Source organism: Thermovibrio ammonificans HB-1 (genome assembly GCF_000185805.1).
GTDB classification, from domain to species: domain Bacteria; phylum Aquificota; class Aquificia; order Desulfurobacteriales; family Desulfurobacteriaceae; genus Thermovibrio; species Thermovibrio ammonificans.
On sequence record NC_014926.1, the window covers coordinates 672,695 to 696,186 of the forward strand.

Below are 23,492 nucleotides of genomic sequence, written 5' to 3' on the forward strand. Positions count from 1 at the left end.
CGATATAGTTGACACAGAGAGCTTTTTCTGTCAAATTTAAGAATGAAAATAAATTTCAGGAGGGAAGAAATGGCGTTAGTAGGACAGAAGGCGCCTGAGTTTGAGCTTCAGGCTTACGACCCGGTCAAGAAGGAATACACAACTGTGAAGCTCTCCGACTACGCAGGAAAGTTCCTCGTTCTCTGCTTCTACCCTGCAGACTTTACCTTCGTCTGCCCCACCGAGATTGCCGCCGTTAACGCTAAAATCGACGAAATTAGGGCTCTCGGAGCAGACGTACTCGCAGTTTCCACAGACACCCACTTCAGCCACCAGCTCTTCTGCGAGGTTGAGCCTCTCCTCAAGGACCTTAAGTTCCCCCTCGGTGCAGACCCCACCGGTAAAACTGCAAGGGCTTACGGCGTTTACATCGAAGAGGCCGGCCTTGCAAGGCGCGGTAGGTTCATAATAAACCCCGACGGCATCATTGTAGCCGAAGAGGTTCTCAACCCGCCTGTAGGAAGGAACGTAAACGAGCTCCTCAGGCAGCTTGAGGCTTGGAAGTACGTTTACGAGCACCCCGACGAGGTATGCCCTGCAAACTGGAGGCCCGGCAAGAAGACGCTCAAGCCCGGTCCGGACATTGCAGGAAAGGTCGGAACCGTTATCACAATCGACGAAATACTCTCCTAACTACTGGGCCGGGTGTCTGCCCGGCCTTTTCACAAGAACCAAGTAAAAGTATTCGGCTTTTCTACCGGTTTCCGCGTTCCAACACCTTAATCCTACCCGCGTTTTCCTCTTCACAAGGGTTACCGCTTTAGCGGTTTCAACCCTGTTCCCTTTTCTTTCAGCTCCCATCCACCCTAAACCAGAGGCGTAAATGGAGCACCTTTTAAACTTTTCAGGGTTTTTCACCCAGAACGACAGCCTTACCGGGTTCTCCTTGAGAACCCCGTAACCGGGCTCTGCCTTTTCTACGGGTAGAGGCTCTATTTCCAGGTCCCGAACGAACTTCCTGAACCCCGACTGGCTGCCGACAATTGCCATCCGGGGAACGAGCTTCCCCCTTCCGCCGTAGCTGCCCCGGTCTTGGGTAAAGAGGAGCTTGTAACCCTTCTCGAGGAAGAACTCAACGCTCAGCCTGTCGTAGTCCCCGTAGGGGAATGCAAGGAACCGGGGCTCCCTGCCTATTAGTTTTTTGAACCTCTGCCTTGAGAGCCTCTCCTCCCTCCGGAGGACCCTAAGATACTCCTCTTTCGGGAGCTTCAGCCTCAACAGCCCCAAATTCGGGTGGCTGTAGAGGTGGTTCTCAAACTCTATGAGCCCCGAGCGCTTCATCTCCTCTATCTGCTTCTCCGTGAGGAAGTCTGGGTACCTGCCTACCGCCTCCATGTAGAGGAAAACAGTTGCGGGTATGCGGTACTTTTTCAGGAGCTTAAAGGCCTTGTAGGTGGTTCTGTAGCCGTCATCTATCGTTATTACAACCGTTTTCGGGGGTATGGGCCTTCCCGAGCTGACTATTTTGTATAGCTCCGCCACCGTAATCGTGTTGTAGTTGTACTTTTTTAGGTAGCGGAGCTCCCTCTCGAAGTCCTCCATCGAGACCGAAGTTGTGGGGTAGCGGGGGTCGCCGAAGCGGTGGTAGATGAAAACGGTGGCGTAGTTATCTGCCGCCCCTGCCGGCAGAAGCAAACTCAGACTCGTCAAAGCGCTCAAGGTTGTTCTTTTTAATAACCGACCGAACGAGCTCCACATACTTACCTTCCAGTTCGGAGTATTTCCCGAGGGCCTCAAGGAGGGCGTTAACGCCGGCCCCTTTGCTCCTTAAATCCCTGAACTTCTCGTAGGCCCAGCCCACGTTGAGGTTGTATATGTAGTCTTTAACCGACTGGTAGAGGTTGTCGTAAACCTTAAGGCACGCGTTTGAGCCCCTTGCCTTCATACACTTTGAGCCGTGGAAGGAGTACATGCCGAATATGTTGTTGGCCTCTGTGAAGAACCGGCTCGTTCCCCAGCCGCTCTCAACGGCGGCCTGGGCAAGCACCAGGCTAGGCGGAACGGTGTTAACCCGCTTTAGGAGCTCCTTTATGGAGTCTGTTCTGTACTTCTTCTTCAGGGCCTCGAGCTTCTGCTCTTCCTCCTTAGAGAGCTTCCCCTTGTGGATTACCGAAAGGAGGAAGGCCCTCTCCTTTAAAACTTCGGCGTTTGCCCGCTCTATGAGCGGTAAGAGGAGCTCTATGAACTTCTCCTTCCTCTCCTGAACCGGCAGCCCTTTGAGGCTAACGTGGGAGGGGAACTCCTCCCTCCGAACCTTAAAGCCGAAGTTTATCGGTATGTCGAGGGTTCCGCAGTTGAGGGTCTGCAAGTTTCTGGCAGGAGTGCTGTCGCTTTTAACTTCCGAGATACCGTTTATGAAGCTCAAACTTCCTATGGCAAGGCACGCGCTTACGAAGAACTTCCTCAAAACCCCTCCGTTAAAGGGTTTGCCGCTCGAGAATTTATTCCCATTTGTTATACTTGGTCTAAAACAGCCCGGGAGGTTTTGCATGTCTGCAATAAAAATAGAGACCCCCATCAGCGATTCTACCATCGAGAAGCTGAAGGCAGGTGATTTCGTTTTAATCTCCGGAGTGATATACACCGCCCGTGATGCGGCCCACAAGCGGATGGTTGAAGCCCTTGAGAGGGGAGAACCCCTGCCCTTTGACCTTGAAGGCCAGGTTATCTACTACGCCGGCCCTGCCCCGGCAAAGCCGGGAAGGCCGATAGGCTCTGTAGGCCCTACAACGAGCTACAGGATGGACCCGTATGCGCCCAAGCTCCTTGAAGCCGGCCTTAAGGGAATGATTGGTAAGGGGAGCAGGAGCAAGGAGGTCATAGAAGCGATTAAGAAGTATAAAGGCGTTTACTTCGGAGCCGTAGGAGGTGCTGCCGCTTACCTTGCACGGTGCGTTAAGTCTGCCGAGGTTATCGCCTACGAAGATTTGGGCCCAGAAGCCGTAAGGCGCTTGGTTGTTGAAGATTTCCCCGCTTTCGTCGTAAACGACATCTACGGTAACGACCTTTACACTATGGGGCGCTGTGAGTACGAGCTTATAGAGGACCCGGAGCTGAAGAAGTGTTAACAAAGTGTAAATTTTCTGTTAAAATCTCTATGCCGTTTTGCGAATATACACATATCCTTAACAAAGGAGTGGGCTTTTGGGAGCGTATCTCGTTCTCTTCCTGTTCCTCCTCATAGCTCTGACGGTTGCACTGCTTGTACCCAACGTAAACCTGATAACAAACAAGTTTCTGAAAATAGACAGAACCAACCGCGAAAAGTTTGAGCCCTACGAGTGCGGTATTCCGAGGATACAGCCCCTTAAGGGAAGCTACTTTGCCTTTTTCTACATCCTCGCCCTCGTTTTCCTCCTCTTCGACCTCGAAACGGTTTTCCTCTTCCCCTGGGCGGTTGCCTTCAGGGAGCTGGGCGTTCTCGGTATAGTCGAGGCTTTCGTCTTTGTTGCGATACTCCTTGTGGGCTTCCTCTACGCAGTTGTTAAGGGGGCTTTAAAGTGGGATTGAGAGAGGGAGTTTTCCTTACAAAGCTTCAAGACCTTATAAACTGGGGCAGGAAGGGGGCGCTCTGGCCCCTTGCCTTTGCCACTGCGTGTTGCGGCATAGAGATGATGGCCGCCGCTGCGTCCCGCTACGACTTCGACAGGTTCGGGGTTATCTTCCGGAACACGCCCCGCCAGTGTGACCTGCTCATAATGTGCGGGACAATCAGCCGTAAGATGGCTCCCATCATAAAGAGGTTGTGGGACCAGATGCCCGACCCTAAGTGGGCCATAGCCATAGGGAGCTGTGCCATAAGCGGAAATATCTTCCAAACCTACTCAACCCTCAGGGGCCTCGACTGCATAGTTCCCGTAGATGTTTACGTTCCCGGTTGCGCTCCAAAGCCCGAGGCCTTCTACGAGGCCCTCATTATGCTCCAGGAGAAGATAAAGAGGGATAAGCCCATCGTTGTAGGCGGTGAGGAATGAGGTACGTAGGTGAGGAGCTTCTGAACCTCCTTCAGAGGGAGTTTAAGTCGGCCATAACCGATGTTACCCGCTTCCGCGGTGAGGTGTGCGTAACCGTTGACAAGTCGGCCATTAAAGATTTCCTGAGGTTCCTCAAGCTCGACGACAACTTCAAGATGGATATGCTCGTTGACCTTACCGCCGTAGACTACCCGGAGCACACGCCGAGGGTGGTTGTTGTTTACCAGCTCCGCTCTCTGGAGAAGGGGCACAACCTCAGGGTAAAGTGCTGGGCGGAAAACGACGAGCTTCCCACTGTTTTAGACCTCTGGCGGGCCGCCGACTGGCTCGAGAGGGAAGTTTACGAGATGTTCGGCGTGCGCTTTAAGGGAAGGGAGCTCAAGAAGCTCCTCCTCCCTCAGAAGTACCCCTACTTCCCCTTGCGCAAGGACTTCCCCCTTGAAGGTTACGAAGAGCCTTGTCAGGTATGGGACTGGGAGTAGAGAATGGCTGAGAGAGAAAGGGCAGACCTTATTCTGAATATGGGACCTCAACACCCTTCAACCCACGGCGTTCTGAGGCTTATCCTTGAGCTTCAGGGCGAGAAAATAGTGGGCGCCGATACCGTTATCGGCTACGTCCACCGGGGGGTTGAGAAGCTCGCCGAGCACCGCAAGTACATGCAGATACTCCCCGTTTTCGATAGGGTCGACTACGTTTCGGCCAACACAAACGAGCTGGGCTTTGTCCTTGCCGTTGAGAAGCTCTTGGGGATAGAAGATAAAGTCCCCGAAAGGGCCCAGTTCCTCAGGGTCATCATGGCCGAGCTGACCCGTATATCCTCCCACCTCATCTGGCTCGGAACCCACGCCCTTGAGCTCGGGGCGATGAGCGTTTTCCTCTACGCCTTCAGGGAACGTGAGAAGATACTGGACCTCTTTGAGGAGATTGCCGGTGGTAGGCTCCACACCGGCTACATGCGGATAGGGGGAGTTGCCTACGACACCACCCCCAGGTTTCTGGAGGAGCTCCAGGAGTTCCTCGAGCTCTTCCCCTCTAAGGTGGACGAGTACGAAACCCTGCTTACCGAAAATAGAATCTGGCTTTCCCGTACCAAAGGCGTTGGCGTTATAGACAAGGAGACTGCCGTTAACTGGGGTATAACCGGGCCCACTCTAAGGGCCGCCGGTTCCGACTACGACGTCAGGAAGTACTACCCCTACTGCGTTTACGACCGGCTCGACTTTAAAGTTCCCGTTTATCACGCCGGCGACGTTTACGACCGTTACCGGGTGAGAATGGACGAAATGAGGGAGTCTGTAAAGATTATCAAGCAGTGCCTCGAGAAGATGCCCGAGGGGCCGGTTCAGATAGAGGACCCAACTGTAATCCTCCCTCCGAAGGAGGAGGTTTACAACACGATGGTGGGGCTCATTCAGCACTTTGAGCTCGTTATCCACGGCATTGCCCCGCCTAAAGGGGAGGTTTACGCCGCAGTTGAGGGACCCCGTGGAGAGCTCGGCTACTACATAGTGAGCGACGGAACGAACAAGCCCTACAGGCTCAGGATAAGGCCCCCTTCACTCATAAACATAGCGATACTCCCCGAGCTTTTAAAAGGCCACTACGTTGCAGACGTTATCTCCATAATAGGTAGCCTTGACCCCCTTATGGGAGAGGTTGACAGATGACCTACGAAGAGTTCAGGGAGGCCGTGAAAGAGCTCGTTTCAAGCGGCCGCTATCCCAGTAAAAAGTCCTGCACTCTGCCCGCCCTGTGGATTGCGGAGAAGAACTTCCCCCGTATAGACCACGAGATTATGAGGATAATCGCTTCGGAGCTTGAAATCCCGCTGGTTGAGGTTGAGGAGGCCGCCGAGTTCTACGCCATGTTCCACACAAAGCCTAAGGGCAAGTACGTGATAAGGGTCTGCACCAACCTCTCCTGCATGTTGAACGGGGCAGAGGAGATTGTGGAGGAGCTCTCGAGGCTCCTCGGCATCTCTCCCGGAGAGACCACCCCCGACGGCCTCTTCACTTTGGAAGAGTACGAGTGCATGGGGCTGTGTGACGGAGCTCCGGCCCTAACGGTTAACGAGGAGCGCTTCCTTAACGTTACTAAGGAACAGCTCCCTGCTATTTTGGAAAAGTTCGGATGGAAGGGGAAGTAGATGGAGAAGCTCCTCCTGAGAAACGTAGATAAGGAGAACTCCCACACGATAGAGGTCTACCTTAAGGGGGGCGGCTACAGCGCCCTCAGGAAGGCCTTGAAGGAGATGTCCCCCGACGACGTTGTTGAGGAGGTGAAGCTCAGCGGTCTGCGGGGAAGGGGAGGAGCGGGCTTCCCTACAGGAATGAAGTGGGAGTTTGCAGCTGCCGACCTTAAAGAGCCCAAGTTCTTCGTATGTAACGCCGACGAGGGCGAGCCCTGCACTTTTAAAGACAGGGTAATCATCGAGAAAGACCCCCACGCCCTTATCGAGGGGATGTTGATAGGTGCCTACGCAACCGGGTGCCGCTACGGCTATATCTACCTTAGGGGGGAGTACCCCATAGGCAAGAAAATCCTCGAGAGGGCCATAGCCGAAGCCTACGAGAAGGGTTTCCTCGGCGAGAACATACTCGGAACCGACTTCTCCTTCGACCTTTACGTCCACAGCGGGGCCGGTGCCTACATCTGCGGCGAGGAGACCGCCCTTATAGAGTCTCTTGAGGGGAAGCGGGGAGAGCCCAGGATAAAGCCGCCCTTTCCCGTTAACGCCGGCTACCTGTGGAAGCCTACGGTTGTTAACAATGTGGAGACCCTTGCGAACGTCCCCCTCATAATAGAAAGAGGCGGAAAGTGGTACTCCCAGATAGGCTCACCGGACTGCCCGGGGCCGAAGCTCTTCCCCGTTAGCGGTAAGGTGAAGAGGCCCGGGGTTTACGAGCTCCCGATGGGCACTCCCTTGAGGGAGATAATCTTTGAACACGCCGGCGGTATAGTGAAAGACCGTAAGCTGAAGGCCGTGTTCCCCGGAGGAGCCTCAAGCTCCCTCCTTACCGCCGACGAGATAGACGTTCCCATGGACTTCCCCTCCCTTGCCAAGGCCGGAACGATGCTCGGTTCCGGAGCGATTATGGTTCTCGACGAAACCGACTGTGTAGTTAAGGCCGCTTTGAGGCTAATAGAGTTCTTCAGGCACGAGTCCTGCGGTAAGTGTACCCCGTGTAGGGAAGGAACCGACTGGCTCGTTAGGATTATGAGGCGGATAGAGGAGGGACTCGGAACGGAGGAGGACTTAGATACGATACTCTCCGTTTCCGAGACCATGGAGAACTCCTTCTGCGGCCTCGGAATGGCCGCCCACAACCCGGTGGCGTCTTCGGTGAGGAAGTTCAGGGATGAGTTCCTGGAGCACATAAAACTGGGAAGATGTCCTTTCAGGAGCGGTTAGTATGGAGAGCTTCAAAATAGTCATAGACGGAAAGGAGTGTGAGGCCTTTCCCGGAGAGACCGTTCTGGAGGTAGCAGAGCGTAACGGCATTCTCATACCGGTCTTCTGCTACCACAAGGAGCTCCGCCCCGAAGGGGCCTGCCGTGTTTGCCTCGTTGAAGTGGAAGGGGCCCCGAGGCTTGCAACCGCCTGCACGCTGAAGGCCATGCCCGATATGGTGGTGAAAACCAACACCGAAAGGGTAAAGCGTGCAAGGGCCGGAGTCATAGAGCTCATACTCAACAACCACACCCTTGAGTGTCCCATATGCGATAAGTCCGGGGAGTGTGAGCTCCAGATGACCGGCTTCAGGTTCGGCCCCAAGAAGTCCCGCTACAGGGAGCCCCGCCGGGAAAAGGACGTTGTTATTCAGGGGCCCCTCATTGAGATTGACAACGACAGGTGTATTCTCTGCCGCCGCTGTATAAGGATGTGCGGCGAGAATATGGGCAACAGGGTTTTGGGTATTCTCAAAAGGGGTTACAAGGCCTACATCTCCCCCTTCAACGGGGACTTTATAGAGAGCGGCTGCGAGCACTGCGGCAGCTGCGTCGATGTATGTCCGGTCGGCTCCCTCCTCGACAGGGCCTTTAAATACAAGGATAGGCCCTGGAGAATGGAGAAGACCTGGACAACCTGTACCCTCTGCGGAACCGGCTGCAGGCTGGAGGTCGATACCTACCACGGCCGTATAAAGAGGGTTGTCGGCCGTATAGGGGTCAACAGCGGCCACAACAGGGGATACCTGTGCATCAGAGGTAAGTGGGGCTGGGACTCTGTTTACTCCGACAGGAGGCTTTCTGAGCCCCTTGTAAAAGAAGGAGAAGAGCTCAAGAAGGTATCCCTTGAAGAGGCCTTAAAGAGGCTCGGCGAGATTGTAAGGGGACGTAAGGTAAACCTCTTTGTCGGGAGCTCCCTTACAAACGAGGAGCTTCAGGCCCTTAAAGGGCGCTTCGGAGACGTTGCCGCATCCGACGCCTACGGATACGGTGCCCTTCTTAGGGGAGTGGCCTCCGTAAGGGGCTCACTGAAAACCGACCCCTTCACCTCCCTTTACGACGCCGACGTTATATTCGTTGTGGGCGACTTCATAAACCGGCTTACCCCCGTAGTTGCCACCCTTTTAAGGCTTGCAGTTATCCAAAGGGGGAAGAGGCTCGTGAGGGTGGGAACCTTCGACGAGCCGAAGCTTGACTCTGTGGCCTTTAAGAGCCTTAAGGTTGACCAGTGGGAGCTTATAGACACCCTGAAGCACCTTATAGTAGGCACCTTCGATACCTCCTTTACCTCTGGTAACAGGGAGGTGGATACGCTCGCAAAGAGCCTCCGGGGGAAGAAGCTGGGCTTTCTCATATCCCCGTTCCTCGCCTTCTCGCCGGAAGGTTACGAGGTGGCAAAAACCGTTGCCTTTTTGGCAGACAGGCTCGGAGCACCGGTTGTGGCCGTGCCTCCTAAGGTTAACGCAAAGAGCGTTGTGAAGCTCTTTAAACTCAAAAAGCCCTCCGAGCTTAACGGCTCGGTCAACCTCCTCGTAGACGTTGACTTCCTCAGGGACTTCCCCGGCGAGGAGCTTCCAAAGGCCGACTACACCGTAATACTCACCCCCTACTACACCCACGAGCTTCCCCAGGCCGACCTGGTCATTCCCATAGAGGTGGGCCTTGAGAAGTCGGGAACCGTTGAGGGGGTTCAGGGGAGCTTGAAGCTCGAACCCGCCGTTACCTCCGACTACTCCCTCATTGAGATAGTGAACTCCCTGCCGGCTACAACCGTTGAGTCTGTTGAGCCGCAAAGGGTGGAGCTCTCTAAGGAACCGGGCATATCACGCCTTTCAAAACCCAAGGGGCTCTACCTTACCGTAGTTTCAACAAGGACCGGTTGGAACTCCGTAAGCTACTACTCCTCTAACGTGGCCTCCGTTGCAGAGGGGGACCGGCTCCTTCTGAACCCCAAAGATGCTCCTGAAGGCTCGAGCCTTGTAACCGTTAAAACCGAGGGGGGCCGCCTTACCCTGCCCTTTGAAACATCAGAGGCCGTTCCCGAGGGCCACGTTCTTCTCCTTGTAGAGAACGTTACGCGGGATATATCTAACCTTATAAGGGGGGCTTTCCCCGCCACCTCGGGAATCCCCTGTGAGCTGGAGGCGTGATGGTAAAGGTTGAGCTGGCCAAAGAGTTTCCGCTGTTTGAGAACTTTACCGAGAAGGAGCTGAAGGAGATTGCCGAGTACCTCGACTACAAGGTCTTCCCCAAGGGGGAAGTTCTGTTTGAAGAGGGAGACCCGGGCGACAAGATATTCTTCATCGTTAAGGGAAGAGTCGGACTCTACAGGCCCGACCCGTTCGGCAACCCCGTGAAGGTGGCCGTTAGCGACGAGGGCACTCCCCTCGGAGAGCTCTCCTTCTTCAGCAACAGGCTCCACTCCTCAAAGGGGGTTGCCCTTAAGGAGACCCACGCCCTTATCCTGACCAAGGAAGGGTACGAGAAGCTGAAGGAGCAGGACCCCCACCTGGCGGTGAAGCTCCTTGAGGAGATAGCCAGGGTAATAGCCGAAAGGCTCAAAGAGATGAACAAGAAGTTCGTGGATACAACCTGCTTCATCTGGGGAGGTCCTAAGAAGTGACAGAGCACCTGTTGAGCTTGCTTTTCATAGTTCTGCTGATGCTCGTGGCGGTTCCTCCCATCACTTACCTTGAACGTAAAGTCCTCGGCCACATGCAGCAGCGTCCCGGGCCTATGGTTGTAGGTCCTCACGGGATACTTCAACCTCTGGCCGACGCCATAAAGCTCATTTTCAAAGAGGACGTTGTTCCGAAGGGAGCAGACAGGCTCCTCTTTATGCTCGCTCCCTCCTTTAGCGTTTTTGCAGCCCTACTTGCCGCCTCGGTGGTTCCGATTGGCTTTATAAACGCCGTGCCTATGAAGTCTGCCCTCCTCTTTGTAATGGCTATGAGTGCCATCTCCATATACGCCCTGTTCCTTGCGGGCTACTCCTCCAACGATAAGTACTCGTTCCTTGCCGGAATGAGGGCTGCGGCTCAGGTCCTCGGCTTTGAGCTGCCGATGGGGTTTGCCCTTATGGCCGCCGTTATACTTTTTGGCTCCTTCGACTTTAACGAGATAGTTAAGTGGCAGCAGGCCCACGGCTGGGGAATACTCTACCAGCCTATAGCTTTCCTCATATTCCTCATTATGATGGTTGCCGAAGTCGGGCGTCCGCCCTTCGACCTTCCCGAAGGTGAGAGTGAGCTTGTCGGAGGTTTTCACACCGAGTACTCGGGTATGCGTTTTGCGGCCTTTTTCTTCGGGGAGTACATCAACATTATCGTCCTCTCCCTGGTTGTGACCCTCCTCTTCTTCGGAGGTTGGAGCGGACCCTTTGCAGATAAGTTTCCCGTTCTCGGTGTGGTTTACCACCTGGGAAAGGCGGCCTTTTTCGTGTTCCTGACCTTCTGGCTCAGGGCAACGTTCCCCCGTTACAGGTTCGACCAGATGCTCTCGATTATGTGGAAGGTGATGCTTCCCCTCTCTATTTTGAACCTGTTCGTTGCGGCTTTTGAAGCTCTGGTGGTGAGGTAGCGATGAGCATACTGAAAAAGGCCTTGATGATAGACCTCTTGAAGGGAATGAAGGTTACGCTCAAAACCGCCTTCAAGCCTACCGTTACCGTTCACTACCCCTTTGAGAAGGTTCCTCCCAGGGAGAGGTTCCGGGGGATACACGCCTTAAAGCTCAATCCTGACGGCTCTTACAGGTGTGAGGCCTGCTACCTGTGTGCCGAGATGTGCCCGAGTAACGTTATCGATATGGAGATGACAGAGGGGAAAGACGGCAAAAAGGAGCTTGTTGACTTTACCGTTGACCTTACTCGCTGCCTTTTCTGCGGGCTCTGCGTTGAGGCGTGCCCCAGGGATGCCATAGTGATGACCGATATCTACGAGTTCTCCCAGTACGAAGTGGGTAAACTTATCCTTCACAAGGAAGACCTTATGAAGCTCGGACGCTACTACCAGGAGAGGGAGAGGAGTAGGAGAGGGTGATGGCTGAGTTTTTCTACTACCTGTTCGGCGTTATTGCCGTTGTTTTTGCGGCTGTTGCCGTTACCGCTAAAAACGTTATCAGGGGAGGGGTTGCCCTCCTGGGGACCTTTGTAGCGCTCGGAGGCCTCTACTTTTCGGTTGGAGCCGAGTTTATAGGCATAGTTCAGGTTATAGTCTACGGAGGGGCGATAATAGTTCTCTACCTGTTTGCCCTTATGACCTTAGACCTGAAGAGGATGGAGGGAGAACCTGTAAGGCTCTTTTCGGTTGCTGCCGGTGGGTTCCTGTCTTTGGCCCTTGTTGCCATTATAGTTTACGGAGGGTTCAGCTTTTTTGGGAGCGTTCACCCGGCGGTTTCTACGGCTAAGGGTCTTGCAGGTCCGCTCTTTTATAGGTTTCTGCTGCCTTTTGAAGTTGTCTCCGTTCTCCTATTGGTTGCTACAATCGGGGCAGTTTCGGTTGGAAGGGGGAAGGAATGAGCCCTTTCGGACTTTTCCTTGTGAGTGCGTTGCTTTTCGGTATAGGTATGTTTGGGGTTATCGTTAGGAGAAACGTTATCTCCCTCTTTTTCTCCCTTGAGCTCCTTCTCAACAGCGTAAACGTTCTCCTTGTAGGTTTTTCGAAGCTCCACGGTAACCTGTTCGGTGAGATTTTCGTCTTTTTCGTCCTTGCGGTTGCTGCCGCCGAGGCGGCGGTGGGCCTTGCGATTGTTGTGGCCCTTTACAGGCTCAGGAAGAGCACCAACACGGAAGATTTCTCTCTGCTGAGGTGGTAGTATGGGAGTGAACTTTGCCATAGCCGTTTTACCCCTTGTATCGTTTCTGCTTGCAGGTTTCGGGGTTCTGTTCAGGATACCCTCCTTTAAGAACCGCTCCCACTACTTCGGCCTTGTTGCTGTTGGAATCTCCCTGCTCTTTTCATTTGTGGAGCTCTTCAAGGTAATGGGCGGGGAAGTTATCACCGAGCACTGGTTTACCTGGGTGGTTTCCGGCGGACTCTCTGCCTCCTTCGGGGCTTACGTAGACTCCCTTACGGCAGTTATGCTGGTTGTTGTGACCTTTGTCTCCTTCTTCGTTCACATGTACTCAATAGGCTACATGAAGGGAGACCCCGGCTACGACAGGTTCTTTGCCTACTTGGGGCTTTTCACCTTCTCCATGCTGGTTCTGGTTATGTCTCCCAACTTTTTGCAGCTTTTCTTCGGTTGGGAGGCGGTTGGCCTTTCTTCTTACCTGCTTATAGGCTTTTGGTTTAAGAGGAAGAGGGCTGCAGATGCGGCCATTAAGGCCTTCCTTATGAACAGGGTGGGCGACTTCCTCTTCATCCTCGGGATTGTGCTTATATTCTGGACCTTCAACAGCCTCGACTTCGATGCCGTTTTCTCCTCGGTTAACGGCGTTTCCAAGGGGATTGTTTCTGCCATAGCCCTGCTTCTCCTCGGCGGTGCTGTGGGTAAGTCGGCGCAGTTTCCGCTACACACCTGGCTTGCCGACGCCATGGAGGGCCCGACTCCCATATCCGCCCTCATTCACGCGGCTACTATGGTTGCTGCGGGTGTTTTTATGGTTGCCCGCTGCGCTCCAATATACGATGCGAGTTCGGTTCTTGAGGTTGTAGGCATTATAGGTGTTATTACGGCCTTCGGTGCGGCCACTATCGGTCTTACCCAGTTCGATATAAAGAGGGTGCTTGCCTACTCTACCCTCTCTCAGCTCGGTTACATGTTTGCGGCTTTGGGGGTTGGTGCTTACGTGTTTGCGATGTTTCACCTGTTTACCCACGCCTTCTTTAAGGCCCTGCTCTTTTTGGGTTCCGGTAGCGTTATCCACGCCATGGACGGTGAGCAGGATATAAGGAGGATGGGTGGCCTTTATAAGTACATGCCGGTAACTACCGTTACTTTCATAATAGGAACCCTTGCCCTTGTGGGAATTCCTCCCCTTGCCGGCTTTTTCAGTAAGGAGGAGATTATCCTCTCTACTTACGCTAACGGACATTTAGTTTTCTGGTTCTTCCTCGTTGTGGGAGCCATGTTAACGGCGCTCTACATGGGAAGGCTTGTTTTTCTGGTCTTCTTCGGGGAGGAGCGTTTTGAGCCCCGGGAGAAGAAGCACCTTCACGAGTCTCCTGCAGTTATGACCGTACCTCTGATTGTGCTCTCTGTACCCTCTGTTTTCGCCGGTTTTCTGAAGGAGTGGTTTGAGCACTTTGTAGGAGAGGTTGTTCCCAATCACGTCCATGAGGTTGAGGCGGGGGTGAAGCTCTTTGTTTCGGCTACCACTTTGTCGCTTGCGGTTTTCGGACTTTTTGTTGCGGCCCTTTTCTACTACTGGAGAAAGCTTTCGCCGGAAGCCATCACGGAGAACCCCCTTATCCGTCCCCTTTATCTCCTTCTCTATAACAAGTACTACTTCGACGAGATTTACGGTTTCCTGTTTGTGAGGGGAGTAGGTTTCGGGGGCGGAAAGCTTGCCAACTTTGTCGATAGGTACGTTATAGACGGAATTGTTAACGGCGTTGCCGTTGTTACGAAGTGGTGTGGGGAGGCTCTCAGAATTACCCAAACCGGGGTTGTTAATAACTACGCGGCCTATTTTGCACTCGGTATCATTTTGGCGGCTCTAATTCTCTTGTTGGTGTAGGGGTGGCTTAATGGTTGGTGTGCTGTTAATCGTTCCTCTGATTGGAGCTCTTGCCGTTGCTTTGTGCAGGAGCGATTTGAGGGCAAGGTGGATTGCCCTCGGGTTCACGGCGGTTGAGCTTCTCATCTCTCTGGTTATGTGGTGGAAGTTTGACCTTTCAAAGCCCGGGTTTCAGTTCGTAGAGGTTGCAAACTGGCTACCTAACCTGTCGGTTAAGTACAAAGTGGGAGTGGACGGCCTCAGCCTGATAATGGTGGTTATGACTACGCTTTTAACCTTTGTGGCCGTGGCTTCGGCCTGGTCTTACATAGAGAGAAGGAGGAAGCTCTTTTATGCCCTCCTTTTAATGCTTGAAACGGCCATGGTGGGCGTTTTTGTCTCCCTGGACCTGCTGCTCTTTTACATTTTCTGGGAGGCGATGCTGATTCCGATGGCCCTTATCATCGGAATCTGGGGAGGCGAGAGGCGGATATACTCCGCTTTAAAGTTCTTCATCTACACCTTTGCGGGCAGTATCTTTCTGCTCATCGGTATGGTTGTTCTCGTTATCGTTTACGGCGGGTTAACCGGTCAGTATACCTTCGACATACAGCAGCTTACCGCCGTTAAGCTTCCCGTTGAGCTTCAGAAGTGGCTCTTCTGGGCCTTCTTCCTGGCGTTTGCGGTTAAAGTTCCCGTTTTCCCCTTTCACACGTGGTTGCCCGATGCCCACGTTGAGGCTCCCACCCCCGGTAGCGTCATCCTCGCCGGTGTTCTCCTCAAGATGGGAACCTACGGTTTCCTCAGGTTCTCCCTACCCCTCTTCCCCGATGCCTATAGGGAGTTTGCTCCCGTTATATTCGCCCTCGGCGTTGTGGCGATAATCTACACGGCACTTGTTGCCCTGGTTCAGGACGACGTTAAAAAGGTTGTTGCCTATAGCTCCGTTTCCCACATGGGATTTGTGATGATTGGTCTCTTCTCCCTTAACGTTCAGGGTATAGAAGGAGCGGTCTTTCAGATGCTCAACCACGGCCTTGTAAGCGCTGCCCTCTTTTTCCTGGTGGGTGCCATTTACGAGCGTCTGCACACCCGCAGTATCCGTAAGATGGGCGGACTCGCAGAGTTTGCCCCTAAGCTTGCCACGCTCGCCATGCTCTTCACGATGGCAAACGTAGGTTTGCCGGGAACGAGCTCCTTCATAGGTGAGTTCCTTACGATTTTGGGGGGCTTTAAGGCTGCAACCTGGGTCGGCGTTCTCATGGCCCTTGGTGTTATCTTCGGTGCCGCGTACATGCTCTACATGTACAGGAACGTCTTCTTCCTTGAGCCCAAAATTCTCTCCTTTAAAGACCTTAACAGGAGAGAGTTCCTTGCGCTTGCGCTCTTGGCCGTTCTTGTTGTTTGGTGGGGCTTTAACCCCGAATTTGTTATGAAGTACATACACACCTATACGGCAGCTCTTCTGAGGGGAGTGTAAGATGAACATAAACTTCTACCTGATGGTGCCGGAGGCCTTTCTCCTTTCGGCGGCTATCTTCTTCATACTGTTCGACCTTGTTATCCCCCACAGGTTGAAAAACCAAGTTCTCTCTTCTCTTACGCTTGTTGCCATCGTTCTCACCGTGGTTCTCGTTGTCCTCTTTACCCCTTTTGTTCCGAAAGAGGCCTTTAACGGTTTTGTTAAGAAGGACCTCTTGGTATCCTTCTCTCAAGTTCTGATTCTCGTCGTTGCCTTCTTTACAACCCTTGTGAGCTTCGACTACCTTAAAAAGTTCCCGACCCCTTACGTAGGTGAGTACTACTACACGCTTCTCTTTGCGGTTTTCGGCCTGATGTTGATGGTTGAGGCCAACGAGCTCTCTACTCTTTTTGTCTCTCTGGAGGTCTCTTCTATATCCCTTTACATCCTTGCATCGCTGTTTAGCGGCGATTACAGGGGCAAAGAGGCGGCCCTTAAGTACTTTATACTCGGCTCTGTAGGAGCTGCAACCATAGCCTACGGTTTTGCCCTCCTCTACGGAATAACCGGTTCTACCCTGTACCCGGAGGTTGCCTCTTACTTAAAGACCCACCTTTCCGACGTGGTTCTTCCCCTTCTCCTTGCACTCGTTTTTATTGTTTCCGGCTTTCTATTTAAGGTGGGGGCCGTTCCCTTTCACGGTTGGGTTCCAGACGTTTACCACGGAGCTCCTACTCCTGTAACGCTTTTTATGGGGGCGGCCGTAAAGGTGGCTGCGTTTATAGCCCTTCTCAGGCTCTTTATACCGGTTTTTCCCCTTCCCCAGCCCTGGAACGGGGCTTTTATCTTCTTTGCCGTTGTTACCATGTTCGCCGGTGCCCTTATGGCCCTTAACCAGGAGAACTTGAAGAGAATGCTTGCCTACTCGGCGATTTCCCATACCGGCGTTATTCTTGCCGCCGCCGCTGCACTTCCGAGCTTAGCCCTGTTTACGGTTTTCTTCTACCTTTTTGCCTACGCGTTTATGACCGTTGCTGCCTTTGGCTTTATCTCTGCCCTTACCGGGAAAAGGTTTGTGGGAGAAAACCTTTCGGATTTAAAGGGGCTTTACTCCAGGAACCCCTTTATGGGGCTGTTGGCGGTGGTTATTTTTATGTCCCTTGCCGGTATTCCGCCCCTTCTCGGCTTTTGGGCCAAGTTCTGGGTGCTTATGGCCTTGGTTAAATCGGACTACCTACTTGTTGCCCTTTCCGTTTTGGTCTCCAGCCTGATTTCCCTCTACTTCTACCTGAAGCCTATAGTTTACATATTCATGAAAGAGGGTGAGGGGGGCGCTTTCCCCGGACCTTCAGAGCTTGCGGCCGTTGTTGTTGCATCGGCGGTGCTTGTTGTTTTGGGGCTTTTCCCCTCTCTGGTTTCTGAGCTTTCGCTGTTCGGACTCTCCTCCTTCCTCAGGGGGCTTATGTGAGAGAGCTTCTCAGGCAAATCCCTAAGGTAGACCGTTTTTTGAGTGACAAGGAGCTCCTTGCCCTTGTTGAGGGTAAGCCCCTCTTTTTCCTGAAGAAGGCCGTAAACGACACCCTTGCCGAGCTGCGCCTTCAGATATCTCAGGGCAGAGTTACCGAAATCGATTACGATTCTTTAAAGGAGAAGGTAAAGAGGCGTCTCCTTGAGCTGCTCCGTCCCAAGCTCCACAAGGTTATAAACGCAACCGGGGTTGTTCTCCATACGAACCTGGGTAGGGCCCCTATCTCCCGCTCCGTAGCCGAGCACCTTGTAGAGGTTATAACGGGTTACTCAAACCTTGAGTACGACTTGGAAAAGGGGAGAAGGGGGCTCAGGTACAGGAACCTCGAGTGGATTCTGAAGGAGCTCACCGGTGCAGAGGATGTCTGCGTTGTTAACAACAACGCCGGTGCCGTTTTACTGGTTCTCTCGGCCCTGGCCAAGGGGAAGGAGGTGATAGTCTCCCGGGGAGAGCTTATTGAAATAGGAGGCTCTTTCAGGATTCCCGACGTTATGGCCCAAAGCGGTGCCGTTTTAAGGGAGGTGGGAACTACCAACAAAACCCACCTTCGGGACTACGAAGAGGCCATAACGGAGGAGACGGCCCTTTTGATGAAGGTCCACACCAGCAACTACAAAATCCTCGGGTTTACCGCCTCGGTTCCCACAAGGGAGCTTGTGGAGCTCGGCAGGAAGTACGGCGTTCCCGTTTACGAAGACCTGGGTAGCGGTAGCTTTATAGATGTTAGGAAGCTCGGCCTCTCTTACGAGCCTACCGTTCAAGACGTTTTAAAGAGCGGCGTAGATGTTGTTTCCTTTAGCGGCGATAAGCTCCTGGGAGGGGCCCAAGCCGGTATCATCCTCGGCAGGAGGGAGCTGCTCCAAAGGATAAAGAGACACCCCTTGAACAGGGCTTTGCGTATAGACAAGATGACCCTTGCCGTTCTTGAGGCCACCCTTGTTTACTACTTGGAGGAGAGCCTCGCCTTTAAGGAGATTCCCGTTTGGAAGCTCCTGTCTCAGCCGAAGGAGGCCATAAAGGCCAAGGCTAAGGAGCTTGTTAAAATTATGGAACACGAAAACTTTAAGGGTAAGTTAACGATAATAGAGGATGAGGCCGAGGTGGGCGGAGGGGCGCTACCCCTTCAGAGGTTGCCTACCTACTGTGTAAAGATCTCTGTGAAGGGGCTTCCCGCCGAGGAGATAGATAGGAGGATGAGGTCTTTTGCCGTTCCGGTGGTTGGCAGAATAAAGAAGGACGCCTACCTTCTTGATATGATGACCGTTTTTGAGGAGGAGATTCCACAGGTTGCAGAGAATCTCCTGAAGCTCGGGGAGGAGGCTTGAGAGCGTTACTTTTTCTCTTGGCTTTTCTCTTTCCTTTCCTTGCCTACGCCCAAGGGGTTTACTCCTACTACATGCTCAACAAGGAGCTTCAAGTCATAGCCGCCACCAAGGAGCGAATGTACCTCTACCAGGTTCCCCGCTACACGGTTGTAATTACCCGCCAGCAGATAGATGCCCTTGGAGCCCGGAACCTGTTTGACCTGCTTGAGAAGCTTCCCGAGTTCTACGTTTGGAGGAGCTTCTTCGGCCTCAGGGCCGTTGGGGCTATGGGAGTTAAACAGAGCTACTACTCCGAAAAGGTCCAGGTTCTCATAGACGGTATGCCAATTTTAGACCCCTCCAACGGCTCCTCCTTCAGCACCAACGACAACATCTCCCTCGATAACGTTAAGCAGGTGGAGATTGTTTACGGCCCGTTAACCTCCCTTTACGGCTTCAACTCCGTTCTGGCGGTGATAAACCTCGTTACCTATTCACCGTCTGACCTGAAGGTGAATATTGATTCTTCAATCAGTACCGGAGGGGATAACGACTTCAACTTCACCCGCTCCTTCGTTAAGGGAGGGCTCTCCGGTATAATCTCCTTCAACTACAGGGAAGACCGCTCTCCCCACCGCAGTTATACAGACTTTCTCGGAGCTTCAAGGAGCTACTCCAGTTACAGGAAGCACGGCACCTTCTACCTTAAGCTGAACGGTAAGAGCGGCTTTTTCCTGAAACTCTACGTTGTAGACCGAGACGACACCTTTCCCGTTACCATATCCCAGCTGGTTTCAAACGGCAACAGTTTTGCCAAGAGGAAGGCCCTTATCTCCCAGCTGGGCTACAAGTGGAGCGCCGGAAGCTGGAATTACACCGCTTCCTTGGGACTCGACTGGTTCTACCTGAAAAGGGCCTACAACCTGTGCCCCTTCAACCACCCCTACTGCTCTACCCTCTTTACCCAGGAGCTACTTGCCACCGAGAAGCGCTACACTAAGGAGCCGAAACTTGACTTCTCCGCCTCGCGGGACCTCTTCGGGGGAAAGCTTCTGCTCGGGGTCTCCTTCAAGGAAGCTCACCTTTACAAAACGGAGATAGCCGCCAACTTCCTCCCATCTACCCTTACCTGCCAGCTTTCACAGCTTCAAACTACCTACTACCACGACCTGCCCTCGTCTGAAACGTTGTTACCGGAGCGTTTAAGGAGCACATTTTCCCCCTATCTTCAGTTTTATAGGGAGTTTGGAGAGTACTCGGCCCTGTTTAACGTTAGGTGGGACAGAACCAACGACGCCGGCGATACGGTCAGCTCCTCTCTCTCCCTGATGAAGGAGCTCGAAAACGGCGTTTCCGTTAAGCTTAACGTCGGCAGAGCTGCAAGGGTCCCCTCCTTTGAGGAGATGTACATCAGGAACAACCCGATACTCTACGGAAACCCCCACCTAAAGATAGAGAAAGAGAACTCCGTTATGCCCTCTGTTGAGTTTAACGGTGAGCGGGTTTCAGCGAGCCTCCTGTACTACAGGAGTTGGTTCGAGGACTTTATCTACAAAAGGAAGATAACGCCCCTTACCTACAGGTGGGAAAACAGCGACTCAACCGTTAGACTTCAGGGCCTTTCGGCCAGGCTTAAGTACAGGCTCAGCGACTACTACGAGCTCTACGTGAACTACGGTCACCGTTTCTCTGTTCACGGACTCGACAGCGAGTACCTTTTCTACCCGAAGAGGAAGCTCGTTTGCGGTTTAAGGTACGAGTCTAAGAAGAACCTGTTTGACCTTTCTACAACGGCTTACTCCCGGCTCACCTCAGACGTTCCCGGGTTTGCCGTTTGGGACTTTAACTTCCGTCACTACTTCAATACCAAGTTTTCGTTCTCTTTAACGCTGAAAAACCTGTTTAATAAGAAATACTGGTTCCTGAACGGTGTTCCAGGGGAAGAGAGAACTCTATGGTTAGGGTTACACTACTTGTATTAATAGGGGTTCTGGCTTTCTTTTCGGAAGCCCTTTCCGGGGAGAGGGTCTGTATTGTCAACACTTATTCTATTCCTCCTGCCAAAAAGCTCGAAAAGCTATTAAGAAAGGAGTTGGCGACCAGGAACTACTTGGTTACCGAAGGGGACTGTACTGTTAGGATTCTCATAGGGACACCGGCCGTAGAGAAGGCGTTGAAGGACGATGCCCCCGGGGTGAAGAGGAATATCTACACTTTCGTCCTCTTCCCTGAGGTTTTGGGGTTAAACAGGAAGAGCAACTTCTACGGGGTGAGGATTTTCCCTTTGCCTTCAAGGACCGTTAGGGACTTTTTCCGCTCCCGGAGGCTGAGGCGTCGGCTGGTTGTGGTTCCGGTCAGTAAGGAGATGGAAAAGATAGCGACCCTTTACCTTCCCAGGAAGTACTTCCGCGTAGTGACTTTTAGCGACACTCCTACCGAAGTTTTCAGGACGCTGCTCAGGTATAGGTACGTTTACATTTTCCCCGACCCGAAGCTCCTGAAGCTCGTTAACCTGCTTACCCTCCTTGATTTCGGGAAGAAAAACCGCCTCGTTTTCCTTACCGGCCTACCCGACCTTGCCCACTACGGCGTGGACTTTACCGAACCCATAGATTACAAGAGGCTTGCTTCCGAGCTTGTAGACCTGATTGAGAAGACCCCGAGGGCGAAAATACTACCCTGTCCTTTAAAGAGAGGCTATGCAGAGTCTAAAACTTTACGTAATTAAGAGGGTTGTTTTCGTTATAGTTATGTCCCTCTCGATAATCTTTATTTTTCAGTACTTCATGATAGAGAGGGCGAAGGAGCTTCACCTCAAAAACCTTCAGCACCTTACTCTACTGCTGGAGAGGAACTTCAGTATCCTCATGGACCTCTACTCATCTCCCGCCCTTATCAGGTACAACATCCAGAAGTTAAGGGAGGAGGTTCCCGGCTTAACGGCGGTTTACATCAGGTACGGCAAACACGTTTACTTCTACCCCCAAAAGGGCGGCGAGAGGGTTGGTGATATCTGCAATGCCTACAAAAGCGGCGTTTTTGAGGATAACGGAACCGTTGTTGTCTGTGTTCCGATTAAGTCGGAGTACGCTTCGGAGTTTGTGGTTTTCGAAAGCTCCCCTTCTGGGGTTTTCGGCGTTGCTTTCGATGAGAAAGTCCAGGACTCCTATTTGGTCCCTTGGGAGGCGGGAACTGTTGTTGTAAGCGTTTTCCTGATTATTCTGGGGGGGCTTGTGGTCTTTACCTCCTGGAGTGAGGTTATGCAGAACTTTAAGGCCATGTTTAGGTTTGTGAAGAAGATGGAGCAGATTGTAGAGAGGATAAGTCGTAACTCCAACCCCGAAAAGGTAAAGATTCAGAAAGAGAAGCTCTTAAAGTACGCCCGGGGCATAACAATAAAGGAGTTTAAACAGATAGTGAGCCTTATTGCCTACCTGGTTGAGAAGCTCCACGAGTTTGCTAAGAAGGCCTCGAACTTGGCGATGAAGGACCCTTTAACCGGTCTGTTCAACCGGAATTACTTAAGGGTTTTCGTAGAGGGGAAACTGCTGGCCCTCTGGCACAGGCACCGCTTTCCGTTTTCGGTAGCCATGATAGACCTGGATAACTTTAAACGGATAAACGATACCTACGGCCACGGCAAGGGAGACGAGGTTCTTAAAGGACTTGCAAAGCTCCTTCAGGGCACTCTAAGGGGCTCTGATATAGCCGTAAGGTTCGGAGGGGAAGAGATACTGGTTGTTATGCCCTACACCGATAAGGAGTCTGCCAAGAAAGCCCTTGAGAGGGTGAGGAAGCTCTTTAAAGAGCTCGACTTCGAGATATCCCAACCTGTTACCTTTAGTGCCGGTATAGCCTCCTTCCCCGACGACGTTGAAAGCGTTATCCCCCTCGAAAGGCTTATCAAGATAGCAGACGAAAGGCTCTACAGGGCGAAAAAGATGGGGAAAGATAGGATTGTTATAGATTAAGAGGGAGGCCTTAAGCCTCCCTCTTATTACGGCTTCAGAATCTCGTCTCTGTAGTCTTCGTACTCTTTGTACTCTTCCTTTTTAAGGATGGAGTCGATGAACTTGTCTATATCTTCCTTCTCCAGGAAGAGGCCGGTAAGGAGCCTACCGGTGTAGTTGTCGTTCTTTATCTCCCAAAACATGTAGAAGTGGGGGTAAACCTCTTTAATCTGTTTGTAGGCCACCCCGTACTTACTGGGCTTTGTAGGGTTTTGCTCGAGGAAAAAGTGGCTCGGCGAAACCACTATCCTCAGAAGCTCAACCCCGCTTTTCGTAACCACTTTTTGGATACGGAGCTCTTTACTCTCCTTTACTCTCATCTCTCCCTCTCTTCCTCACTTAACTACTTGGCCCTACAGGATTTGCACAGGAAGTAGTCGGTTGCTGTCGGAGGAACTACTTCCGCCTTAACGGGGCCTACCTTCTTGGGCTTAACTCCCGGAGGCGGAGGTGTCCTGAGGGCCTCCCTTCTTGCCTCTATTATGTCCTTACAGGTTATATCCCTGGGTATTCTGAGCTTCTGGTGCGGATAGATAAGGTGGGGATTCTTAATCTTATCCCTGTTGGCCTTGTATATGAGCGGCCACTGCCACGGGTCGCCGTAGATGTAGTCCTTGGCGGAGATTCCCCAGAGAGTATCGCCCCTCTTCACAACGTAGCTCTTGGGCAGAGACTCCCACTTCTTCAGAAGCTCCTCACAGCTTGAGAGCTTATGCTCAGCCTCCCTCTTCAGCTCGGCAAGGCGCTGCTGGAGGGCCTCTATTTCCGCAATTCTCCTCTTTAGCTCCTCAACCTGGGCAGAAAGCTCGCCGTAGCGCTGTTTGAGTTCGGCCTCTTTAGCTTTAAGGAGGGCAAGCTCCTCCTGGCACTTCTTGAGCTTTGCAGCCAGCTCCTCGTTCTCCTTCTTCGCCTGCTGGTAGGCCTTTATAAGGGCTTCCGGGTAGAAGGCGAAATCCGGAGAGTAGAGGACAAAATTCTCATGAGGAGCAGGGCAACCTGCGTTTGCAGTTCCCAAGCCTGCTATGAGTGCTATGGAAAGAGCCGCTAACAGCTTCTTCATT

25 protein-coding genes are annotated in these 23,492 nt (G+C 52.7%); 21 read left to right on the forward strand and 4 right to left on the reverse strand.

Annotated features, from left to right (window positions below):
* Window positions 1-69 precede the first annotated feature (69 nt).
* The gene (locus tag THEAM_RS03695; RefSeq protein ID WP_013537480.1) at window positions 70-672 is read left to right on the forward strand and encodes a peroxiredoxin; all 603 of its coding nucleotides are present in this window, start codon (window positions 70-72) and stop codon (window positions 670-672) included.
* Here THEAM_RS03695 and THEAM_RS03700 read toward each other — a convergent pair whose 3' ends face one another.
* Window positions 673-1,674, reverse strand: a complete 1,002-nt coding sequence (locus tag THEAM_RS03700) for a polysaccharide deacetylase family protein (RefSeq protein WP_013537481.1) — start codon at window positions 1,672-1,674, stop codon at window positions 673-675. It abuts the gene before it with no gap.
* Window positions 1,646-2,446, reverse strand: a complete 801-nt coding sequence (locus THEAM_RS03705) for a glucosaminidase domain-containing protein (protein WP_013537482.1) — start codon at window positions 2,444-2,446, stop codon at window positions 1,646-1,648. Before THEAM_RS03705 ends, THEAM_RS03700 begins: the two co-directional genes overlap by 29 nt.
* Before the next feature lie 82 nt (window positions 2,447-2,528).
* Here THEAM_RS03705 and THEAM_RS03710 point away from each other — a divergent pair, with 82 nt between their 5' ends.
* The 20 genes from THEAM_RS03710 to THEAM_RS09440 all read left to right on the forward strand — a co-directional run bounded on the left by THEAM_RS03710 (window position 2,529) and on the right by THEAM_RS09440 (window position 22,392).
* On the forward strand, window positions 2,529-3,107 hold the full coding sequence (locus THEAM_RS03710; RefSeq protein ID WP_013537483.1) for a Fe-S-containing hydro-lyase: 579 nt from the start codon (window positions 2,529-2,531) through the stop codon (window positions 3,105-3,107).
* Between the two features lie 76 nt (window positions 3,108-3,183).
* Window positions 3,184-3,549: an NADH-quinone oxidoreductase subunit A gene (locus THEAM_RS03715; protein ID WP_013537484.1), complete on the forward strand. Its 366-nt coding sequence runs from the start codon at window positions 3,184-3,186 to the stop codon at window positions 3,547-3,549.
* Window positions 3,540-4,013, forward strand: a complete 474-nt coding sequence (locus tag THEAM_RS03720; protein ID WP_013537485.1) for an NADH-quinone oxidoreductase subunit B — start codon at window positions 3,540-3,542, stop codon at window positions 4,011-4,013. The genes THEAM_RS03715 and THEAM_RS03720 overlap by 10 nt, the downstream gene beginning before the upstream one ends.
* On the forward strand, window positions 4,010-4,495 hold the full coding sequence (locus THEAM_RS03725; protein WP_013537486.1) for an NADH-quinone oxidoreductase subunit C: 486 nt from the start codon (window positions 4,010-4,012) through the stop codon (window positions 4,493-4,495). The genes THEAM_RS03720 and THEAM_RS03725 overlap by 4 nt, the downstream gene beginning before the upstream one ends.
* Before the next feature lie 3 nt (window positions 4,496-4,498).
* On the forward strand, window positions 4,499-5,683 hold the full coding sequence (gene nuoD, locus THEAM_RS03730; RefSeq protein ID WP_013537487.1) for an NADH dehydrogenase (quinone) subunit D: 1,185 nt from the start codon (window positions 4,499-4,501) through the stop codon (window positions 5,681-5,683).
* Complete coding sequence (locus THEAM_RS03735) at window positions 5,680-6,162, forward strand: NADH-quinone oxidoreductase subunit NuoE family protein (protein ID WP_013537488.1); 483 nt, start codon at window positions 5,680-5,682, stop codon at window positions 6,160-6,162. Before nuoD ends, THEAM_RS03735 begins: the two co-directional genes overlap by 4 nt.
* Window positions 6,163-7,428: an NADH-quinone oxidoreductase subunit NuoF gene (gene nuoF / locus THEAM_RS03740; RefSeq protein WP_013537489.1), complete on the forward strand. Its 1,266-nt coding sequence runs from the start codon at window positions 6,163-6,165 to the stop codon at window positions 7,426-7,428.
* A gap of 1 nt (window position 7,429) precedes the next feature.
* Window positions 7,430-9,616, forward strand: a complete 2,187-nt coding sequence (locus THEAM_RS09435; protein ID WP_013537490.1) for a 2Fe-2S iron-sulfur cluster-binding protein — start codon at window positions 7,430-7,432, stop codon at window positions 9,614-9,616.
* Window positions 9,616-10,089: a Crp/Fnr family transcriptional regulator gene (locus tag THEAM_RS03750; protein WP_013537491.1), complete on the forward strand. Its 474-nt coding sequence runs from the start codon at window positions 9,616-9,618 to the stop codon at window positions 10,087-10,089. The genes THEAM_RS09435 and THEAM_RS03750 overlap by 1 nt, the downstream gene beginning before the upstream one ends.
* Window positions 10,086-11,045: an NADH-quinone oxidoreductase subunit NuoH gene (gene nuoH / locus THEAM_RS03755; RefSeq protein WP_013537492.1), complete on the forward strand. Its 960-nt coding sequence runs from the start codon at window positions 10,086-10,088 to the stop codon at window positions 11,043-11,045. The genes THEAM_RS03750 and nuoH overlap by 4 nt, the downstream gene beginning before the upstream one ends.
* 2 nt (window positions 11,046-11,047) lie before the next feature.
* Window positions 11,048-11,506 (forward strand): NADH-quinone oxidoreductase subunit NuoI, encoded by a 459-nt coding sequence (gene nuoI, locus THEAM_RS03760; RefSeq protein WP_013537493.1) that lies wholly within the window; start codon window positions 11,048-11,050, stop codon window positions 11,504-11,506.
* Window positions 11,506-11,985: an NADH-quinone oxidoreductase subunit J family protein gene (locus THEAM_RS03765; protein WP_013537494.1), complete on the forward strand. Its 480-nt coding sequence runs from the start codon at window positions 11,506-11,508 to the stop codon at window positions 11,983-11,985. Before nuoI ends, THEAM_RS03765 begins: the two co-directional genes overlap by 1 nt.
* Complete coding sequence (gene nuoK / locus THEAM_RS03770) at window positions 11,982-12,281, forward strand: NADH-quinone oxidoreductase subunit NuoK (protein ID WP_013537495.1); 300 nt, start codon at window positions 11,982-11,984, stop codon at window positions 12,279-12,281. The genes THEAM_RS03765 and nuoK overlap by 4 nt, the downstream gene beginning before the upstream one ends.
* 1 nt (window position 12,282) lies before the next feature.
* Window positions 12,283-14,148, forward strand: coding sequence for an NADH-quinone oxidoreductase subunit L (nuoL, locus tag THEAM_RS03775; RefSeq protein WP_013537496.1), 1,866 nt, complete (start codon window positions 12,283-12,285; stop codon window positions 14,146-14,148).
* A gap of 10 nt (window positions 14,149-14,158) precedes the next feature.
* The gene (locus tag THEAM_RS03780; RefSeq protein ID WP_013537497.1) at window positions 14,159-15,607 is read left to right on the forward strand and encodes an NADH-quinone oxidoreductase subunit M; all 1,449 of its coding nucleotides are present in this window, start codon (window positions 14,159-14,161) and stop codon (window positions 15,605-15,607) included.
* A 1-nt stretch (window position 15,608) separates the two neighbouring features.
* Complete coding sequence (locus THEAM_RS03785; RefSeq protein WP_013537498.1) at window positions 15,609-17,057, forward strand: NADH-quinone oxidoreductase subunit N; 1,449 nt, start codon at window positions 15,609-15,611, stop codon at window positions 17,055-17,057.
* Complete coding sequence (selA, locus tag THEAM_RS03790) at window positions 17,054-18,442, forward strand: L-seryl-tRNA(Sec) selenium transferase (RefSeq protein WP_013537499.1); 1,389 nt, start codon at window positions 17,054-17,056, stop codon at window positions 18,440-18,442. Before THEAM_RS03785 ends, selA begins: the two co-directional genes overlap by 4 nt.
* The gene (locus THEAM_RS03795) at window positions 18,439-20,403 is read left to right on the forward strand and encodes a TonB-dependent receptor plug domain-containing protein (protein WP_013537500.1); all 1,965 of its coding nucleotides are present in this window, start codon (window positions 18,439-18,441) and stop codon (window positions 20,401-20,403) included. Before selA ends, THEAM_RS03795 begins: the two co-directional genes overlap by 4 nt.
* Window positions 20,376-21,149 (forward strand): hypothetical protein, encoded by a 774-nt coding sequence (locus THEAM_RS03800; RefSeq protein WP_013537501.1) that lies wholly within the window; start codon window positions 20,376-20,378, stop codon window positions 21,147-21,149. The genes THEAM_RS03795 and THEAM_RS03800 overlap by 28 nt, the downstream gene beginning before the upstream one ends.
* Window positions 21,121-22,392: a GGDEF domain-containing protein gene (locus THEAM_RS09440; protein WP_013537502.1), complete on the forward strand. Its 1,272-nt coding sequence runs from the start codon at window positions 21,121-21,123 to the stop codon at window positions 22,390-22,392. The genes THEAM_RS03800 and THEAM_RS09440 overlap by 29 nt, the downstream gene beginning before the upstream one ends.
* 26 nt (window positions 22,393-22,418) lie before the next feature.
* Here the strand turns inward: THEAM_RS09440 and THEAM_RS03810 are convergent, their stop codons facing one another.
* On the reverse strand, window positions 22,419-22,751 hold the full coding sequence (locus THEAM_RS03810) for a DUF7132 family protein (RefSeq protein ID WP_013537503.1): 333 nt from the start codon (window positions 22,749-22,751) through the stop codon (window positions 22,419-22,421).
* A 23-nt stretch (window positions 22,752-22,774) separates the two neighbouring features.
* Window positions 22,775-23,491, reverse strand: coding sequence for a LysM peptidoglycan-binding domain-containing protein (locus THEAM_RS03815; RefSeq protein WP_013537504.1), 717 nt, complete (start codon window positions 23,489-23,491; stop codon window positions 22,775-22,777).
* Window position 23,492: the final 1 nt, after the last annotated feature.

Excerpts from the sequence above, each read along its gene's own strand:
- THEAM_RS03695 (WP_013537480.1), top strand. The coding sequence starts at position 70 with ATGGCGTTAGTAGGACAGAAGGCGCCTGAGTTTGAGCTTCAGGCTTAC.
- THEAM_RS03710 (WP_013537483.1), top strand. The coding sequence starts at position 2,529 with ATGTCTGCAATAAAAATAGAGACCCCCATCAGCGATTCTACCATCGAG.
- THEAM_RS03725 (WP_013537486.1), top strand. The coding sequence starts at position 4,010 with ATGAGGTACGTAGGTGAGGAGCTTCTGAACCTCCTTCAGAGGGAGTTT.
- nuoD (WP_013537487.1), top strand. The coding sequence starts at position 4,499 with ATGGCTGAGAGAGAAAGGGCAGACCTTATTCTGAATATGGGACCTCAA.
- THEAM_RS03735 (WP_013537488.1), top strand. The coding sequence starts at position 5,680 with ATGACCTACGAAGAGTTCAGGGAGGCCGTGAAAGAGCTCGTTTCAAGC.
- nuoF (WP_013537489.1), top strand. The coding sequence starts at position 6,163 with ATGGAGAAGCTCCTCCTGAGAAACGTAGATAAGGAGAACTCCCACACG.
- THEAM_RS09435 (WP_013537490.1), top strand. The coding sequence starts at position 7,430 with ATGGAGAGCTTCAAAATAGTCATAGACGGAAAGGAGTGTGAGGCCTTT.
- THEAM_RS03750 (WP_013537491.1), top strand. The coding sequence starts at position 9,616 with ATGGTAAAGGTTGAGCTGGCCAAAGAGTTTCCGCTGTTTGAGAACTTT.
- nuoI (WP_013537493.1), top strand. The coding sequence starts at position 11,048 with ATGAGCATACTGAAAAAGGCCTTGATGATAGACCTCTTGAAGGGAATG.
- THEAM_RS03765 (WP_013537494.1), top strand. The coding sequence starts at position 11,506 with ATGGCTGAGTTTTTCTACTACCTGTTCGGCGTTATTGCCGTTGTTTTT.
- nuoK (WP_013537495.1), top strand. The coding sequence starts at position 11,982 with ATGAGCCCTTTCGGACTTTTCCTTGTGAGTGCGTTGCTTTTCGGTATA.
- nuoL (WP_013537496.1), top strand. The coding sequence starts at position 12,283 with ATGGGAGTGAACTTTGCCATAGCCGTTTTACCCCTTGTATCGTTTCTG.
- THEAM_RS03780 (WP_013537497.1), top strand. The coding sequence starts at position 14,159 with ATGGTTGGTGTGCTGTTAATCGTTCCTCTGATTGGAGCTCTTGCCGTT.
- THEAM_RS03785 (WP_013537498.1), top strand. The coding sequence starts at position 15,609 with ATGAACATAAACTTCTACCTGATGGTGCCGGAGGCCTTTCTCCTTTCG.
- THEAM_RS03800 (WP_013537501.1), top strand. The coding sequence starts at position 20,376 with ATGGTTAGGGTTACACTACTTGTATTAATAGGGGTTCTGGCTTTCTTT.
- THEAM_RS09440 (WP_013537502.1), top strand. The coding sequence starts at position 21,121 with ATGCAGAGTCTAAAACTTTACGTAATTAAGAGGGTTGTTTTCGTTATA.
- THEAM_RS03810 (WP_013537503.1), bottom strand. The coding sequence starts at position 22,751 with ATGAGAGTAAAGGAGAGTAAAGAGCTCCGTATCCAAAAAGTGGTTACG.
- THEAM_RS03815 (WP_013537504.1), bottom strand. The coding sequence starts at position 23,491 with ATGAAGAAGCTGTTAGCGGCTCTTTCCATAGCACTCATAGCAGGCTTG.